This is a genomic window from Myceligenerans cantabricum, assembly GCF_054777735.1.
This window is the reverse complement of the sequence record NZ_BAAHAJ010000013.1, coordinates 112,396-126,806: the sequence shown is the minus strand read 5'-3', so window position 1 is coordinate 126,806 and position 14,411 is coordinate 112,396. Positions and strand designations below refer to the sequence as shown.

Sequence of the window (14,411 nt, the reverse complement as noted above, 5' to 3'; positions counted from 1 at the left end):
CGGGTGCGGACGGCCGGTCCCCGCCCTCCGGGAGGTCACGCCGTAGGCTGGTCGGCATGGTGAAGATCGGTGCGCACGTGGGGCTGGCCGGGGCGGTCGCAGAGGCGACGACGCTCGGGGCCGACCAGGTGCAGGTGTTCCTGAGCGATCCGCAGCGGTGGAAGGTCCCCGACCTCCCGTACGAGGGCGGTACCGAGGCGTTCCGGGCCGACGTCGCGGCCGCCGGGCTGGACGTGTACGTGCACGCGCCGTACGTCATCAACGTCGCCTCCACGAACAACCGTATCCGCATCCCGAGCCGCAAGCTGCTGCAGGCCACGGTGGACCGCGCGGGCGAGGTGGGCGCCCGGGGCGTCGTCGTGCACGGCGGGCACGTCACGGCCGACGACGACCCCGCCAAGGGGTTCGACAACTGGCGCAAGGCCGTCGACGCGCTCGAGACCGACATTCCCGTGCTGCTGGAGAACACCGCGGGCGGCGACCACTCCATGGCACGGCGGCTCGAGCGGATCGAGCAGACCTGGGCGGCGATCCAGCAGGCCGACGGCGCGGACCAGGTCGGCTTCTGCCTCGACACCTGCCACGCCTGGGCGGGCGGGCTCGACCTGACCGAGGCCGCCGGCCAGATCCGCGCCATCACCGGCCGGATCGACCTGGTACACGCCAACGACTCCCGGGACCAGGCCGGTTCCGGCGCGGACCGGCACATCAACTTCGGACAGGGCACCATCCCCCAGGAGCAGCTCGTCGCGGTGATCTCGGCCGCCGGGGCACCGGTGATCTGCGAGACCAAGGGCGACATGGCACCCGACATCGCCTGGCTCCGCGACCGCCTGCCGGCCTGACAGGCAGCCGGGGCCAGTCGGTCGGCCTAGCCGGCTGGGGTCAGGCGGACGCTCACCTGGGCCACGGTGTCGTCGACCTCCGTGAGCGCGACGCCCACCTCGCCGTCCACGGAGAACGCGTCGCCGGTGTAGACGAGCTGGGAGAGCAGGACGTGCTCCGCCCCGTCGCACACCAGGCCGACCGGCTCCGCACCGGACGGGACGCTCCAGGACCCGCGCAGGTCGGCGAGGGCGAGGTCGGCCCCGTCACCCTCGGTCCCCGGCCTTCCGGTGGTGGTGCAGCGGGCCCGCACCTCGAATTCCGTCCCCTCGATCGCGAGCTGCTCCGCCGCGGCCACGTCGCCGAGGTACGCGACCCGGCGTTCCCGTTCGCCGGTGCGGTCCAGGATGACGCTGTTGATGCCGCGCTGCGCGACGATCTTCTCGTCGGGGCCTTCCGGGAGACTGATCGGCTCGGCTGCCTCGACCCCGCCGTCGGCCGTGGTCGGCTGACCGTCGACCATCACCACCCGTGCGGCGGGACCCGCGATCAGGGCGTCGTCAGGTTCTCGGACGGTCATGGCCCGGACCTCGTAGGAGCCGTCGGGGAGCGCTCCGCCCGGAGCGTCGGGTGCGCACTCGTTGACGTCGGCGGAGCTGGCTTCGGTGACGCCCGAGGCGTTCTCCGGGTTGGTGAACATCCACGGGGCCCAGTCCCCGACGTCGACCACGGTGCCCCCGGCGTCCGTCCAGACGAGCGTCGGCCAGTTGAGGTCGTCCGCGCGCACGTCGCTGCCGGCGCCGTCGACGGCCGTGACCGGGACGGAGAGGAAGTGGGCCCACCCACCGTCCTCGCGGAGCGCCGTCGTCCGCGGGTCGTCTCCGTACGCCAGCCGGACGTCGTCGGACACGACCACCTCGGACCACGCCAGGCCGCAGGCCAGGCTCGTGCCCTCGAGCAGCTCGGGCTGGTGGCCCGCGTCGACCCGCAGCCCGTCGGCCGGATCGCTCGGCTCCGGGCTCTGCTCGGCACGCGCGGAGGCCGACGACGACGGGCCCGCCGGCAGCACCGGCGACGCGTCCTGAAAGGGCACGAGCTGTGTCGCGCCGAAGGCCAGCACGCCGGCCACGGCCAGCGCTCCGCCGGCGGCGCTCAGCTTCGCCGTCCGGTGCCGCCGCACCCGGCCCGTCATGTGACCCAGCATGGCGGCAGGTCCCGTCGGGGAGCCGGGGTCGACGCCGGCCGCCATCGCGGTCAGGGTCTCGGCCAGGACCCGCCTCTCGTCCGGGTCGGCCCAGCCGTCGGCGGGGTTCTTGTCGTTCTCGTGGCTCATCGGGTGCCTCCTTCACTCGCGCTGATCGTCGGTCCGAGCACGCCGCGCAGGACACGCATGCTGTCGTGCAGGTAGCGCTTCACCGTGCCCGGCGCGGTGCCGAGCGTCTGCGCGACCTGCGAGACGGTCATGTCCTCGAAGTACCGCAGCACGACGGCCGAGCGCTGCCGCGGCGTCAGCTCGTCCAGCGCCCGCACGACGTCCGCGCGGGCGGTGATGCCCGAGTCGGGGAAGCGCACGTGCGTGGCCTCCGCGACCCGCGGCTCGAGCGCGGTCCAGCGCTTCTTCCGCCGCCAGCCATCGAGGTAGAGGTTCAGGATCGTGCGGCGCACGAACGCCTCGACCCTCTCCACCCGGGCCAGGGGATCCGGCCGTCTGGCGGCGCTGCCGTCCAGCGGGACCGTCCGCATCCCCGAGTCGTCGGACGTGCGCCCGCGCACCTCGCGTGGCCGCACCAGCCGCGAGCAGTACCGCACGAGCGCCTCCTGGACGAGGTCCTCGGCCTGCCGCACGTCGCCGCAGAGCGTGTACGCGTACCCGGTCAGCGCACTGCCGCGCTCTCTCGCAAGCGTCTCGAGCTCTTCATGCCAACCCATCGTCGGCTCCCGTCCCTGGCATCGCTGGCCTCATACCCCTCCCGACGAACCTCCCACGGAAAGTGTTGTGCGGGCGTCCCGCCGGGATCCTTCACCACCGGCCGGCGCGGCGCCGGGCTGGGCCGGTACGGGCATTCCCCCATGTACGTGCGGCACGTGCTGCCGTAGGGTCTCCGGTGCTTACTCGTCGGAAAGTTCCGTGGAGAGCCGCGCGAGCGTGCTTTCCCGGCCTGCCACCAGCTGCGGATCGAGCTCATCATGACCCCCAAGATCTCCCGTCGCGGATTCCTCGGCGGCACCGCCGTCGTGGGCGCCGGCGCGCTCGGCGCCGCCGTCCTCGGGACCGCCTTCCAGCCGCAGGACGCCGCCGCGGTGCGCGCGGCCGCCCGGTCGGAGCCACGGCGCGGCCTGTCCGCGAACACGGCGAAGCCGACGCCGTCGCCGTCCGCGTCGGAGGCGGAGCCGTCACCGTCGGCGTCGTCGAAGGAGCCCGCCGGCCCGTCGGAGGCCACGGAGCCCGCCGGGCCCGCGGAGCAGACCGAGCCGACCAGGCAGCCTCCCACCCCGTCCGCGGGGGGCGGCAAGGGCGTCAGCGTCACGCCGTTCGGCGGTGCGACGGCGGCCATCACCGGCGTCGGCGCCTCCTGGTACTACACGTGGGCCTCCACCACCGGCGGAACGGCCCGGCCCGGCGGCAGCGAGTTCGTCCCGATGATCTGGGGAGCGGACGCCGTCAACGACACGGACCTCGGCAACGCCACCCGGGAGGGGTCCCAGCTCCTCGGGTTCAACGAGCCGGACTTCGCCGCCCAGGCGAACATGTCGCCTACCCAGGCACTCGACCTGTGGCCCCGGCTGGAGGCGACCGGGCTGCGGCTCGGCGCGCCGGCCGTCGCGCACAGCGGCGACCGGGCGGGCGGCTGGCTCGACCAGTTCATGAGCGGTGCCGCGGGCCGCGGCCTGCGTGTCGACTTCATCCCGCTGCACTGGTACGGCGGGGACTTCTCCGCGGCCGCCGTCGGGCACCTGCGCAACTACCTCGAAGCGGTGCACGCGCGCTGGCCCGGCAAGCCGCTCTGGCTCACCGAGTACGCCCTCATCGACTTCAGCAGCGGTGCGCCGCGCTTCCCCTCCGAGGCCGAGCAGATCGCCTTCGTGGGTGGCGTCGTCCCCATGCTGAGGTCGCTGCCCTACGTCGAGCGGCACGCCTGGTTCACGCTCTCGCGCGACGCCCACGAGACCGGCCTCGCGTCCCCGTCGGGCGTCAACGCGACCGGGCGGGCCTACCGGGACGCGTGACCCACCAGCGCGCCGTCGTCCGTGACCGAGACCAGGCGGCCGTCGATCGAGAGCCAGGTGGCGTCGTCGTGCTCGGCCTGCCAGCGGACCGTGCCGCTGCGCACGTCGAGGGCGACGAGCTCCGCCGGGCCGTGCGGGCCGTCGCTCCCGACCTCGCCCGTCAGCGGGCCGGTCGCGTCCCCCGCCCCCTCCACGAGGACCAGCAGCACGGTGTCCCCGTCGGTGAACGCGGTCGCGCTTGATGCGTCGGAACCGTCCTGTCCCCACTCCCACCGTTTCGTACCGGTGGGCAGGTCGAGTGCCAGCACGCCGCCGCCGTCCCCGTCGACCAGGACGACGTCGCCCACCCTCGCGGGCACCGTGCCCGGGATCATCGCGTGGTCCTCGTGACCGTCCGGCCAGGCAGGTGTGCCGTCCAGGTGGTGGCCCCGGACCCCGGACGGTCCGGAGAGGAGCACGATCTCCCGCGTCCTCCCGTCCGACGCCTTGACCAGGACCGGGTAGTCGGTGGTGGTGAACAGGTCGTCGCCGGCGGGGGAACGGACGATCATCTCCCACTCCGACGCACCGGTCGGCCCGTACGTCCAGCCGTCGGACGCGAACGACCAGGCGGCGTCCTCGGTGGTTCCGTCGGACCAGATGGTCCGGGACACGCCGCAACCGCTGACGGTGACGCCCCTGTCGCCGAAGGCCCGCACCTCCAGCGCGTTCGGGTCGACCACGGGTTCGCCGTCCCCCGGATCGAGGCCGTCGGGCATCACGACGCACCCGTCCCGATAGCCGCTCCAGCTCACGGTCTCGCGCCAGACCTCTTCGCCGGTCGTGGCATCCTCGGCGCGGACCACCGCCGCCCGGTCAGGGTCGACGCGCCGCGTCGTGCAGCCCCACCCGCCGTCGTCCTCGAAGGAACAGTCGACCTGGGGCTCCACGCCCTCGAAGCGCGCCCGGACGACCAGCCCGTCCGGCGCGGCCACCGGGTCGCCGTAGCTTTCCGCGTCCCGGGCTCGCAGCGGACGCGGTGCCGAGACGGCGCCGTCCGCGTCCACGACGACCGCGCTGCGCGCCCCGGGGTCCCCGGACAGGCAGGTGATCCGCTCGGGAGCCGGCATCTCGCCGGAGGCGACGGCCCCGCCGTCGTGCAGCACCGTGCAGTCCGGGTCCGTGCCGAGCGGGACGCGCCAGGCCTCGGAGCCGGACTGCACGTCCACGGCGACCAGATAGGCGTCGGACCAGGACGGCACCGCCCCGTCGGGGTCGTCGCCGTCGGTGGTCCTCTCGCCGGCGAGGAGCACGAGGTTCCCACCCAGCTCCGCGGCCCCCGTGGGCGGGCCGCCCCAGACCGACCGCACCAGGCCGATGCTCCCGTCCGGCTCGTACCGCCACTCCTCCACCGGCGGCCCGGCCAGCGAGGTCACCCCGCCGGGCGCGTCCCGCAGCAGCTCGATGCGCTCCCGCTCCCCGACCGTCTCGAGAACGGCCAGCCCGAGCACGACCGCGGCCGCGACACCGACGGCGACCCCGCTCGCCACGCGGTGGCGCGCCACCCGTCCCCGCACCGTCAGGACGCCTGACAGGAATGCCGGGCCGAGCCCGCGCAGCGGCACGCCCGCACGGGCCGGCGGACGCGTGCCGCCGCCGGCGCCGATCTCGTGATCGTCCTCGACCAGGTCGAACACGACGCGGTCCCGCTTCGCCACTGTGACCCCCTGGGAACATGGTTGCTCGCAGCACCGTAACCGTCGGGGGGACCGGAGCCGGCGAGAACGCGCCCGGCGGCCGGAGGACCAGTGACTTGTCGCCCGTCACCGGGGAGAATGACGGGATGGGCCGGCCAGGTGCCACGGACCGCGTCGTCTTCGAGCTCGATGACGACGACGGGCTCGCGCCCCCGGACGGCTCCGGGACGGACCCCGAGTTCGAGGACGGTGACGGGCCCGTCCGCTTCTCGTTGCCGTCCCGGCCCTGGTGGCGTCGTCGGCGCTGGTGGCTGGTGGCCGCCGCCGTCCTCGCGCTGACGGGCGCCGGCGCGGTGGACGAGGTCCGCGACCACCGCGACCGGGCCGAGCACCTCGTGGCCGCGCCCGGCGGCGTGCTCTCCCTGGCGGAGCCGCCGAGCGAGCGGTGGCGGGTGTCCGGCACCGCCGACGTGTGGCCGTCGGCGGAGCTCGTCGTCGCGACGATGAACGGTACGGTCGTCGGTCTCGATCCGCAGACGGGGCAGGTGGAGGAGGATTTTGGGGCGGCGGTCGCGACACGGTGCGGTCCGGTGGTGGGCCGCCCGCGCCTCCCGGTGTGCCTCGCGAAGCCCAGCGGCGGCACCGACGACGGCGTCGACCCGGCGGCCGTCGTCGAGCCCGGACCGGACGGCACGTACCTGACGGCCTCCCGGATCGGCCCCGACCCGGCGGAGTCTCCGGTCAGCTCGGCCTGCGACGGCGGGAGGTGCCGCTGGTTCGGCGCGATCACCGACGCCCGCGACGTGCGGGTGCAGGCCACGGACGCGGCCACGGGGGACGTCCGGTGGCGCCGCACCGTGGAGTTCCGGACCGTGAGTCTGGCGGAGCGGTGCGTGGACGACGACGTGCTCGACATCGAGTCGGTCTCGATGACCACCACCGCGCACACCGTGCTCGTGGAGGGCTGCGGGATCGACTCGTGGCTGGCCGCCAACGGTCAGGTCATGGAGCGGGCGCGGTCGGTGCGCGGCGACGTCGAGGTGCTGCCCCGGCCCGACGGCGGCTACCGCGCCCTGGCCCGTCAGGGTGCCCTCGGCACCGGACTGACCTTGATGTTCGGGCCGGACGGCACCGGTGAGCGGGACGCGTCGGGCACGGTGCTGGACCCGGTCACGACCGACGGGTCCGCCGGGTCCGTGAACCTGGTGCAGCGTGGCGCGGCGCTGCTCCGCGTCGGCGAGGACGGCCGGATCCTGTGGGACACGGAGCGGACCCCAGCGCTGTTCCTGGCGCGGACCGCCCGGGAGGGCGTGCTGCTGGACGACAGCGGGGTGGCGACGGGGATCGACCTGGGGTCAGGCGAGACCCTGTGGACGACCCAGGTCGGCGTGCCCGGCGACGGCGCCTGGTCCGGCTACGGGCCGGAGGTGGCGTTCACCGATGGGAGGCGCGTGATGGTGCTGGTCAGGGGAGATTCCAGCGGGGCGGACGGCGCCGGGGGCCTGCGTGCGGTCACGCTCGACCTGCGCACCGGTGAACGGCGGTGGGCCTGGGACGTGCCTGACGGCTGGGAGGTCCGTGCGGTGGGCGGGCGGCTGGTCGCCCAGACGGGCGACGGACTCGTGGGGCTGGACTGACCACGGCTGGGGTGGGCAAGATGTCGAGTCCGTCCGATAGATTTCCCTCTGCTGTGCTGGGGATCCACGTGGAACGAACGTGCTGAGGGGGGGGTCACGTGAAGAAGCGGGAGCAGATCGTCTTCGATCTGGTCGATGGTGAGCACGAGGCCGACCGGGCCGACGGCGGTCCCGGCCCCCGGCCAGGCCCGGGTGGCGGCCCGCTCCGGGGCCTCGGACCGGCGATCGTCTCCGGCATGGTCCGCGCCCGGGACGGCGTGTCCCGGCACCGCACGGCGAGCCTGATCACCACCGGGGTGGCCTCCGTCGTCGTCCTCGCGCTGGCCGGGGTGGGGACCGCGCGGGAGCAGGAGCGCGTCGAGCTGCTGCGGGCGGCGCCCGGCGGCGTGGAGTCGCTGGCCGCGCCGCCGGCGGAGACGTGGCGGTACGCGCCCGACGGCGACACCAACCTCCTGGGCCGCTACGGGCTCGGCACCGACGGCATCGAGATGGACGGGAACGTGGTGTTCTTCGAGGGTGAGCAGAGCCGACTGCTCCGCGCCCGCTTCGACGCGCCGAACGCGCCGGTCAGGTGGAAGGAGGCGGACCTCGTCGCCCTCGACGCCGGGACCGGGGCGGAGGCGTGGCGGGTCCCGCTCGGCGCCGATCCGCAGTGCACGCCCGCGGAGGCGACGTCCCTCGGAATCGTCAGCGCCGAGGAGCTGGTCTGCCTCGTCGGGAACGGTGACGACCGCAGCGCGGTCGTCGTGACCGCGGACGGTGGGACCACCGAGCCCCGGCTGCTGGCGGAGGACGGCTTCGAGCGGGTCGGCGAGACGATCCCGGGGCCGGGCGGCCTCGTCGTCCGAGCCTGGTTCGACGGGGACGCCCCGGAGATCGACTGCGCGAACCCCCTCCTGATCCCCGACTCGTGCCGGACGACCACCGAGCCCGACCGGGTGGTGATCGTCAGCGCGGTGGACGCCCGTACGGGGGACGAGAGGTGGCACGGTACGGCCCCTTGGACCGGGGACACGTTCGCGTGCGTGCGGGACCGCCGAGGCAACGGGACGCCCGAGCTCGACGTGAGCGCGCTGAGCGTGACGGTCTGGAGCGGACGGATCCACGTGCAGGGTTGTGGCGTCGACGAGGCGTTCCTGCCGGACGGCACAGCCGTCCGGACCGGGAGCCTCATCTCCCGGTTCGACGACCTGGTCGTCGAGGAGAACTACGCGGCGCAGGTGAACGGCCCGACCACGACGGTGCGCACCGCGGACGGAGCGAAGTTGTTCTCCGCGGCAGGCTGGGTGACGACCGGCGAGGCCGGCGACGGGACACCGGCGGAGATCATCGTCGTCGCCGATCCGCAGGGCGGTTCGGCGCAGGGCTTCCGCCGCGACGGGACGGTGGCCTGGAAGTCCGAGGACGCCTCCGGAACGATGGTCGCGCGTACCGGCGAGACGGGGCTGTTCCAGCCGTTCGACTCGAACGTGCTGGGCATCGACCTGAGCACCGGCGAGCGGGTGTGGGAGTGGACCGGCAAGGAGGCCGGGCTCGGCGCCGGCGCCACCCGGATGCCGGGAGCCTTCACCGACGGGGAGACCGTGCTGATGGTCTACAACCCCGGGCCGCTGGAGGCCGAGCCGGACACGGCGGCGGAAGGAGCCGCGGACGGTGCGGGCAGGCAGGTCGACCTCGTCGCGCTCGACGCCCGCAGCGGCCACATCCGCTGGAACACCGAGCACGACGACCACACCTGGTTCGCCGTCGGCGGCCACCTCCTGTCGCTCGGGAGCGACGGGTCCCTGGCAGGCCACCAGGCCGGCTGACCGGCCGCGCGCCGCAGGTCGGCCGCACGCCGCCGTCCCAGCCTGGTCAGCGGACGGCCGCGCGCGGCACACCCGCCGCGCTCATCGTTCCGGAGACGTCGCGAGGCCGGCGACGCCGGTGCCCGTGATCTGTACCAGGTTCCCGTCCACGGCCGCGATCTGGGCGTACGGCTCGCCCTGGTCCTCGTCCCACGTCGTCGCGCCCGACCCCAGGTCCAGCGCGACGAGCCGGAGCTGGCCGGAGCCGCCGGTCGACGGGCCGTCGACGACCAGCAGCACGGACCGGCCGTCGGTGTACGCGCCGAACACCGCGCTCCCCGCGACCGCGGCGGCGTCCGCGCCGAGCACGTCGGCGGTCCAGCGAGTGTCGCCGGTCTTCACGTCGTATGCCTCGACCTGCCCCTCCACCGTCAGCACGACGGCGACGTCCGCCGTCTGCGCGAGCACGTCGGCGGTGTCCTCGCGCTCGGGCACGAGCGCCGGGTCGAGCTCCGGGTCGTCGGTCGCCCACGGCGTCCGCACGCGGTCCTCCAGCTCGACGTCCGGCACGGGCCCCCCGTCGGCAGTCACGAGCCGGGCCGCGATCCCGCAGGCCGCGACGCTGATCTCGGCCTCGTCCGCGGACCAGGTGAAGTCGTTGAGCACCTCGATCTCCGGGCCGTCGTCGCCCCACGTCAGGCAGGAGGACTCGTCGGCCGCCGCGTCGAAGTCCACGGTGACGGGACCCCAGCGGACGTCGCCCGTCGCGGCGTCCTCCACCTGGATCGTCACGCCCGGGGCGGAGGCGATCGTGCCCTTCACCCAGGCAACGCCGTCGTCGTCCTCGAGGACCTGCGCGTCGCCCAGGTCGACGCGGCCCTCGTCACGGGCGATGACGGCGAGACCGCCGCCGGGCAGCGGAGCGTGCACGGTGGCGGACCCGGCGTCGCCGGCCGGTTCGAGCGCACGGCGTTCGACGGCACCGTCGGCGCCGATCACCACGGCCTCCCGCGCGGCGCCGTCCTCCGTCACGCAGACCAGCGGGGCCGACGACGGCGCGGCGCGCACCGCGACCGAGCCGACCGTCCGCAGCGACGGGCCGCAACGGAGCTGCGCCCCCTCGGCGACGGCGTCGTCGTCCAGGACCTCGACGCTCCAGCGCTCCACGCCGGTCACCGGGTCGAGCCCGAGCACGCTGCCCCCCGCGGTGACCGCCGCCAGCCCGGCCACCGGAGTGATGCGCGGCTGGACGGCACCGTCCAGGTCGACCGCCCACGCCTCGTGCGCGGCCTCCTCCAGCGTCAGGACGCCGCCGGGAGCGGCACGCAGGTTCTCGTCGCGCTGGTAGGCCTGCACGGCGAGCACTCCCACGACCACCCCGGCCGCGACGACGGCGGTCCCGGACACCAGGATCGCGCGCCCCTTCGTGCTGGTGGGCAGTGCCGCACGGGCGGACCGGCCCGCCCGGCCGATCCCTCCCGCGGAGGCCGTCCCGGCCCGCCGGACGCCGGCCCCCACGCGTGCCAGGCCCGCACCGGTGCGCTCACGCGCCCGGCTCAGCGGGCCGGCACCGGCGCCGCCGTGGTCGGAGAGGTCGTCGCGGGGCTCGTCGCCGGCGTCGGCGCCGGACTCGTCCGGCGCCGGCTCGGAGAGATTCCTGATGTACTCCGGCACGCCGTCGAGCAGCGCGCCGTCGTCACCGCGTAGAGCGTCCTCCTGCTTAGGCATGGCCAGGAGTTTTCCACAGAACGCGCCGGTTCAGATCCCCCGCTTCGCCGCCGTCTCGACGACCAGGTCCAGCAGGGCGGCGTGGGCGCGACGCTTGCGGTCCTGGGGGTCGCAGGTCAGCGCGTCCCCCGCCTCCCGCGAGTCCGCCGGGCCCAGCTCGTGCCCGCCCTCCGGCGCGGACATCTGGGAACGGTCACGCTCGGCGGCTGAAACGATTGACCTCATCCGGGTCACGGCATCCATGGTCGGCCTCCTCAAGCTGGGCGGCGGGCGGTACACCCGTGGTGACCATGCTGCGGCCGAGGAGTTTCACCGGTGTTGCCGACTGGCCACAATCAGATGAAGCGCGTTCGGTTCGCCCCACGACACGGTCACGTCGCGCGCAACGCCTGCTTCCAGCCCAGGCGACCGTCGGTCTGCAGCAGCGCCCGACGGTACGCCTTCTCCGAGACCAGCACCGCCCCGACGGCGGACGCGGCCAGCAGCACGAGCGCCACGAAGGGCTCCCACCAGTCCGTGTCCCCGGACAGCACGCGCACCGGCATCGACACGATCGAGGTCAGCGGGACGAACGACAGCACCCGTTCGAGAGTTCCGTCGGCGCCGAACGTCGTCAGGTAGACGGCCATGAGGACCACTGTCAGGGGCGCCGTCGTGCCCTGCAGGTCCTCGGTCCGCGAGGCCAGGGCGCCCGCCATCGCGTAGAGGGACGCGACCGCCACGAAGCCCACGGCGAAGAACACCACGAACCAGCTCAGGGAGGCCGACATCGCAGGCACCGCGGCCTTGAAGTCCGTGAGCGCCAGCCCGACCAGCCCGACCGACGCGAGCAGCACGTTCTGCGCCAGCGCGATCACGGAGTTGCCGAGCACCTTGCCGGCGAGCACGTGCCGCAGCGGCACCGCCGACGCGATGATCTCCACCAGCCGCGACTGCTTCTCCTCCACCACGCTGCTCGCGATCATCTGCCCCGCGCCGAGCGCGCCCATGAAGAACAGGAATGCCAGCGCGAAGCTCGCCAGCCGCACCACGCCCGGCTCCACCTCGCTGCCGTTGAGCCGTTCCGTGGTCAGGTCCCCGCCTGCGGTGAGGTCGGCGAGACTCGTCCCGGCGGCCTCGGCGCGCTCGGCCACGGTCACCTTCTCGACGACCGGCGTCAGCAGGAGGGTGAGCTGCTGGTCCGGCTCGCGCCACCCGGAGAGGGTCCAGCCGTCGTCGCCCGCGCTGCTCAGCCAGACGTCGGCGGACTCGTCCTCGAGCGCGGCACGCGCCGCCTCCGCGTCGGCGACCTCGTGGACGGTGAGCTCGCCGTCGGCACCGGACTCCTTGAGGTCTGCCTCGCCCCGCTCGACGGCGGTCACCGCCGCGTCGTCGCCGGCGACGACGGCCACGTCGTAGGTGTCGACGTCCTGGCTCTGCCAGGCGAAGAACCCGGCGAGGCCGGCGATGAGCACGACCGTCACCAGCAGGCCGATCAGGTAGGCCTTGTTCATCACCCGCGCGACGATCTCGCGCTGCATGACGATCAGCCAGGCGGGGGAGTCGTTCGAGCCGCTCATCAGGCAGCCACCTCTCGGTAGATCTCGGTCAGGCTCGGCCGCACCGGGGCGAACTCGCGCACCGCGCCGCGATCGAGCGCGGCGCTCAGGAGCCGGCTGCCGGCGTCGTCGTCGGAGACCTCCAGCAGCGCGACCGGGCCGTCGACGTCGACGGCCCGGACGCCTGGCACGCTCCGCACCCACCCGGCGTCGCCCGACAGGACGAGGCGGTGCCGCACCGTGCCGCGCGCGGCGAGCTCGGCGGGGGTGCCGTCGGCGACCACGTGCCCCTGGCGCAGGATCACGAGCCGCTCGCACAGCCGGTCGACCAGGTCGAGCTGGTGGGAGGAGAAGAGCACCGGCACGCCGCGCGAGGTGTGCTCGCGGAGCAGGTCGGCCATGCCGTCGACGGCGGCCGGGTCGAGTCCGCTGAACGGCTCGTCGAGCAGCAGGGCGCGCGGTGACCCCATGAGCGCCGCGATGATCTGGACGCGCTGCTGGTTACCGAGCGACAGCTTCTCCACGTGGTCCTTCGCCCGGTCGGCGAGGCCGAGGCGCTCCAGGTGGGCGAGGATCTCGGCGCGCACCGTCACGGTGGGGATCCCGCGCAGCCGCCCGAGGTACACGAGCTGGTCGAGCACCGGCTGCTTCGGGTAGAGGCCGCGCTCCTCGGGCATGTAGCCGAAGGTGCGGCGGTCCGACGCCGTGATCGGCCGGCCGCCGAACAGCGTCTCGCCCGCCGTCGGCGCCAGCACGCCCATCATCATCCGCATCGTCGACGTCTTGCCGGCTCCGTTGCCGCCCACGAACCCGGTCAGCAGGCCGGACGGCGCGCGGAACGAGACGCCGTCGACGGCGCGGACCTCGCCGTCGCCCGATCCGAAGACCCGGACCAGGGACCGGACCTCGAGATCGGCGTCCCCTCGTAGTGATGTGCTCATGACGTCACGCTATGGCGCGGGCGCGGGCTCCGGGATCGTCCGCGAGGGGGAGTCGTCTCCACCTGACGGTGGGTCTCGGGACGCTCGACCGCGCGGGCAGGAACGACGGCGAGGTAGGGGCAAGTGCTCAGGTAGGCCCCAGGGGGCACTCCCCGCGCCCCTACGTGAGCACTTGCCCCTACCTCGCCGTCGTTCCTGCCCGCGCGGTCTCGTAGTGTCGGAGCATGACCTTCTGGATCTGCGGTACCTGCGGCGTGGAGCATGCCGAGCGACCTGCTGTGTGCGGGATCTGCGCCGACGAACGACAGTGGGTGCCGGCCGACGGCCAGCACTGGACGACCCTCGACGAGCTGTCCGCCGCGGGGGAGCGCATCGAGCTCTTCGAGTTCGAGCCGGACCTGTTCGGCCTGCACACGGAGCCTGGCGTCGGCATCGGGCCCACCCCGAAGATCGTCCGCACGCCGGGCGGCAACCTCCTGTTCGACGTCCCCGGCTATATCGACGACGACGCCGTCGCGCAGGTCGAGGAGCTCGGCGGGCTGGCCTTCATCGTGGCGAGCCACCCGCACATGTACGGCGTGCAGGTCGAGTGGAGCAGGCGGTTCGGCGGGGTCCCGGTGCTGGTCAGCGAGGCCGACGCCGAGTGGGTGGCCCGGCCGGACGCGGCGGTCGAGACCTGGAAGGAGGACCGGGAGATCCTTCCCGGCGTGACGCTCACGCAGCCCGGCGGCCACTTTCCCGGTAACGCGGTGGCGTACTGGGCGGCCGGCGCGGAGGGGCGCGGCGTGCTGCTGACGGGCGACACGATCTTCGCCAACCCTGACCGGAAGACGGTCTCGTTCATGCGCAGCTACCCGAACCGCCTCCCGCTGTCGGGGAACGTGGTGCTGCGGATCGCGGACCACGTCGGCCGGTTCGACTTCGACCGGCTCTACAACAACTTCGACGCGACCATCGACACGGACGCCCGCGCCGTGGTCCAGCGCTCCGCGGAACGCCACGCGGCCTGGACGAGAGGCGATTTCGACCACCTGACGTGAGCGCCGCCGCT

Annotated in this window: 12 protein-coding genes; 5 read left to right on the top strand and 7 right to left on the bottom strand. The window is 74.0% G+C overall.

Features of this window, described 5'->3' with window-relative positions; all coding sequences use genetic code 11:
* Positions 1-56 precede the first annotated feature (56 nt).
* On the top strand, positions 57-845 hold the full coding sequence (locus ACYU96_RS17760) for a deoxyribonuclease IV (RefSeq protein ID WP_460756519.1): 789 nt from the start codon (positions 57-59) through the stop codon (positions 843-845).
* A 26-nt stretch (positions 846-871) separates the two neighbouring features.
* On the opposite strand, the gene ACYU96_RS17755 is transcribed toward ACYU96_RS17760, so the two are convergent.
* Together ACYU96_RS17755 and ACYU96_RS17750 are read right to left on the bottom strand one after the other, a co-directional pair.
* Positions 872-2,158 (bottom strand): hypothetical protein, encoded by a 1,287-nt coding sequence (locus ACYU96_RS17755; RefSeq protein WP_460756516.1) that lies wholly within the window; start codon positions 2,156-2,158, stop codon positions 872-874.
* Positions 2,155-2,754: a sigma-70 family RNA polymerase sigma factor gene (locus tag ACYU96_RS17750; RefSeq protein ID WP_460756513.1), complete on the bottom strand. Its 600-nt coding sequence runs from the start codon at positions 2,752-2,754 to the stop codon at positions 2,155-2,157. The genes ACYU96_RS17755 and ACYU96_RS17750 overlap by 4 nt, the downstream gene beginning before the upstream one ends.
* 258 nt (positions 2,755-3,012) lie before the next feature.
* Here ACYU96_RS17750 and ACYU96_RS17745 point away from each other — a divergent pair, with 258 nt between their 5' ends.
* Positions 3,013-4,053 carry a glycoside hydrolase family protein gene (locus ACYU96_RS17745; RefSeq protein ID WP_460756511.1) on the top strand — a complete coding sequence of 347 codons (1,041 nt, stop codon included), beginning with the start codon at positions 3,013-3,015 and terminating at the stop codon, positions 4,051-4,053.
* Here the strand turns inward: ACYU96_RS17745 and ACYU96_RS17740 are convergent.
* The gene (locus ACYU96_RS17740; protein ID WP_460756508.1) at positions 4,038-5,750 is read right to left on the bottom strand and encodes an outer membrane protein assembly factor BamB family protein; all 1,713 of its coding nucleotides are present in this window, start codon (positions 5,748-5,750) and stop codon (positions 4,038-4,040) included. The genes ACYU96_RS17745 and ACYU96_RS17740 overlap by 16 nt on opposite strands.
* A 125-nt stretch (positions 5,751-5,875) precedes the next feature.
* Between ACYU96_RS17740 and ACYU96_RS17735 the strand changes: the two genes are divergently transcribed.
* Both ACYU96_RS17735 and ACYU96_RS17730 read left to right on the top strand, forming a co-directional pair.
* The gene (locus ACYU96_RS17735; protein WP_460756506.1) at positions 5,876-7,366 is read left to right on the top strand and encodes a hypothetical protein; all 1,491 of its coding nucleotides are present in this window, start codon (positions 5,876-5,878) and stop codon (positions 7,364-7,366) included.
* Between the two features lie 98 nt (positions 7,367-7,464).
* Positions 7,465-9,174, top strand: a complete 1,710-nt coding sequence (locus ACYU96_RS17730) for a hypothetical protein (RefSeq protein ID WP_460756503.1) — start codon at positions 7,465-7,467, stop codon at positions 9,172-9,174.
* Positions 9,175-9,255: 81 nt separating this feature from the next.
* Here ACYU96_RS17730 and ACYU96_RS17725 read toward each other — a convergent pair whose 3' ends face one another.
* The 4 genes from ACYU96_RS17725 to ACYU96_RS17710 all read right to left on the bottom strand — a co-directional run bounded on the left by ACYU96_RS17725 (position 9,256) and on the right by ACYU96_RS17710 (position 13,360).
* Positions 9,256-10,881 carry a hypothetical protein gene (locus ACYU96_RS17725; RefSeq protein WP_460756500.1) on the bottom strand — a complete coding sequence of 542 codons (1,626 nt, stop codon included), beginning with the start codon at positions 10,879-10,881 and terminating at the stop codon, positions 9,256-9,258.
* Between the two features lie 30 nt (positions 10,882-10,911).
* The gene (locus tag ACYU96_RS17720; RefSeq protein WP_460756498.1) at positions 10,912-11,064 is read right to left on the bottom strand and encodes a hypothetical protein; all 153 of its coding nucleotides are present in this window, start codon (positions 11,062-11,064) and stop codon (positions 10,912-10,914) included.
* 188 nt (positions 11,065-11,252) lie between these two features.
* A complete protein-coding gene (locus ACYU96_RS17715; protein ID WP_460756495.1) occupies positions 11,253-12,440 on the bottom strand; it encodes an ABC transporter permease in 1,188 nt (395 codons plus the stop codon).
* Positions 12,440-13,360, bottom strand: a complete 921-nt coding sequence (locus tag ACYU96_RS17710) for an ABC transporter ATP-binding protein (RefSeq protein ID WP_460756493.1) — start codon at positions 13,358-13,360, stop codon at positions 12,440-12,442. Before ACYU96_RS17710 ends, ACYU96_RS17715 begins: the two co-directional genes overlap by 1 nt.
* Before the next feature lie 224 nt (positions 13,361-13,584).
* Between ACYU96_RS17710 and ACYU96_RS17705 the strand changes: the two genes are divergently transcribed.
* Positions 13,585-14,400: an MBL fold metallo-hydrolase gene (locus ACYU96_RS17705; protein ID WP_460756490.1), complete on the top strand. Its 816-nt coding sequence runs from the start codon at positions 13,585-13,587 to the stop codon at positions 14,398-14,400.
* Positions 14,401-14,411 lie beyond the last annotated feature (11 nt).

What these genes read in the sequence shown, in the direction of transcription:
- ACYU96_RS17760 (WP_460756519.1), top strand. Translation starts at nt 57, where the DNA reads ATGGTGAAGATCGGTGCGCACGTGGGGCTGGCCGGGGCGGTCGCAGAG.
- ACYU96_RS17755 (WP_460756516.1), bottom strand. Translation starts at nt 2,158, where the DNA reads ATGAGCCACGAGAACGACAAGAACCCCGCCGACGGCTGGGCCGACCCG.
- ACYU96_RS17750 (WP_460756513.1), bottom strand. Translation starts at nt 2,754, where the DNA reads ATGGGTTGGCATGAAGAGCTCGAGACGCTTGCGAGAGAGCGCGGCAGT.
- ACYU96_RS17745 (WP_460756511.1), top strand. Translation starts at nt 3,013, where the DNA reads ATGACCCCCAAGATCTCCCGTCGCGGATTCCTCGGCGGCACCGCCGTC.
- ACYU96_RS17735 (WP_460756506.1), top strand. Translation starts at nt 5,876, where the DNA reads ATGGGCCGGCCAGGTGCCACGGACCGCGTCGTCTTCGAGCTCGATGAC.
- ACYU96_RS17725 (WP_460756500.1), bottom strand. Translation starts at nt 10,881, where the DNA reads ATGCCTAAGCAGGAGGACGCTCTACGCGGTGACGACGGCGCGCTGCTC.
- ACYU96_RS17720 (WP_460756498.1), bottom strand. Translation starts at nt 11,064, where the DNA reads ATGTCCGCGCCGGAGGGCGGGCACGAGCTGGGCCCGGCGGACTCGCGG.
- ACYU96_RS17715 (WP_460756495.1), bottom strand. Translation starts at nt 12,440, where the DNA reads ATGAGCGGCTCGAACGACTCCCCCGCCTGGCTGATCGTCATGCAGCGC.
- ACYU96_RS17710 (WP_460756493.1), bottom strand. Translation starts at nt 13,360, where the DNA reads ATGAGCACATCACTACGAGGGGACGCCGATCTCGAGGTCCGGTCCCTG.
- ACYU96_RS17705 (WP_460756490.1), top strand. Translation starts at nt 13,585, where the DNA reads ATGACCTTCTGGATCTGCGGTACCTGCGGCGTGGAGCATGCCGAGCGA.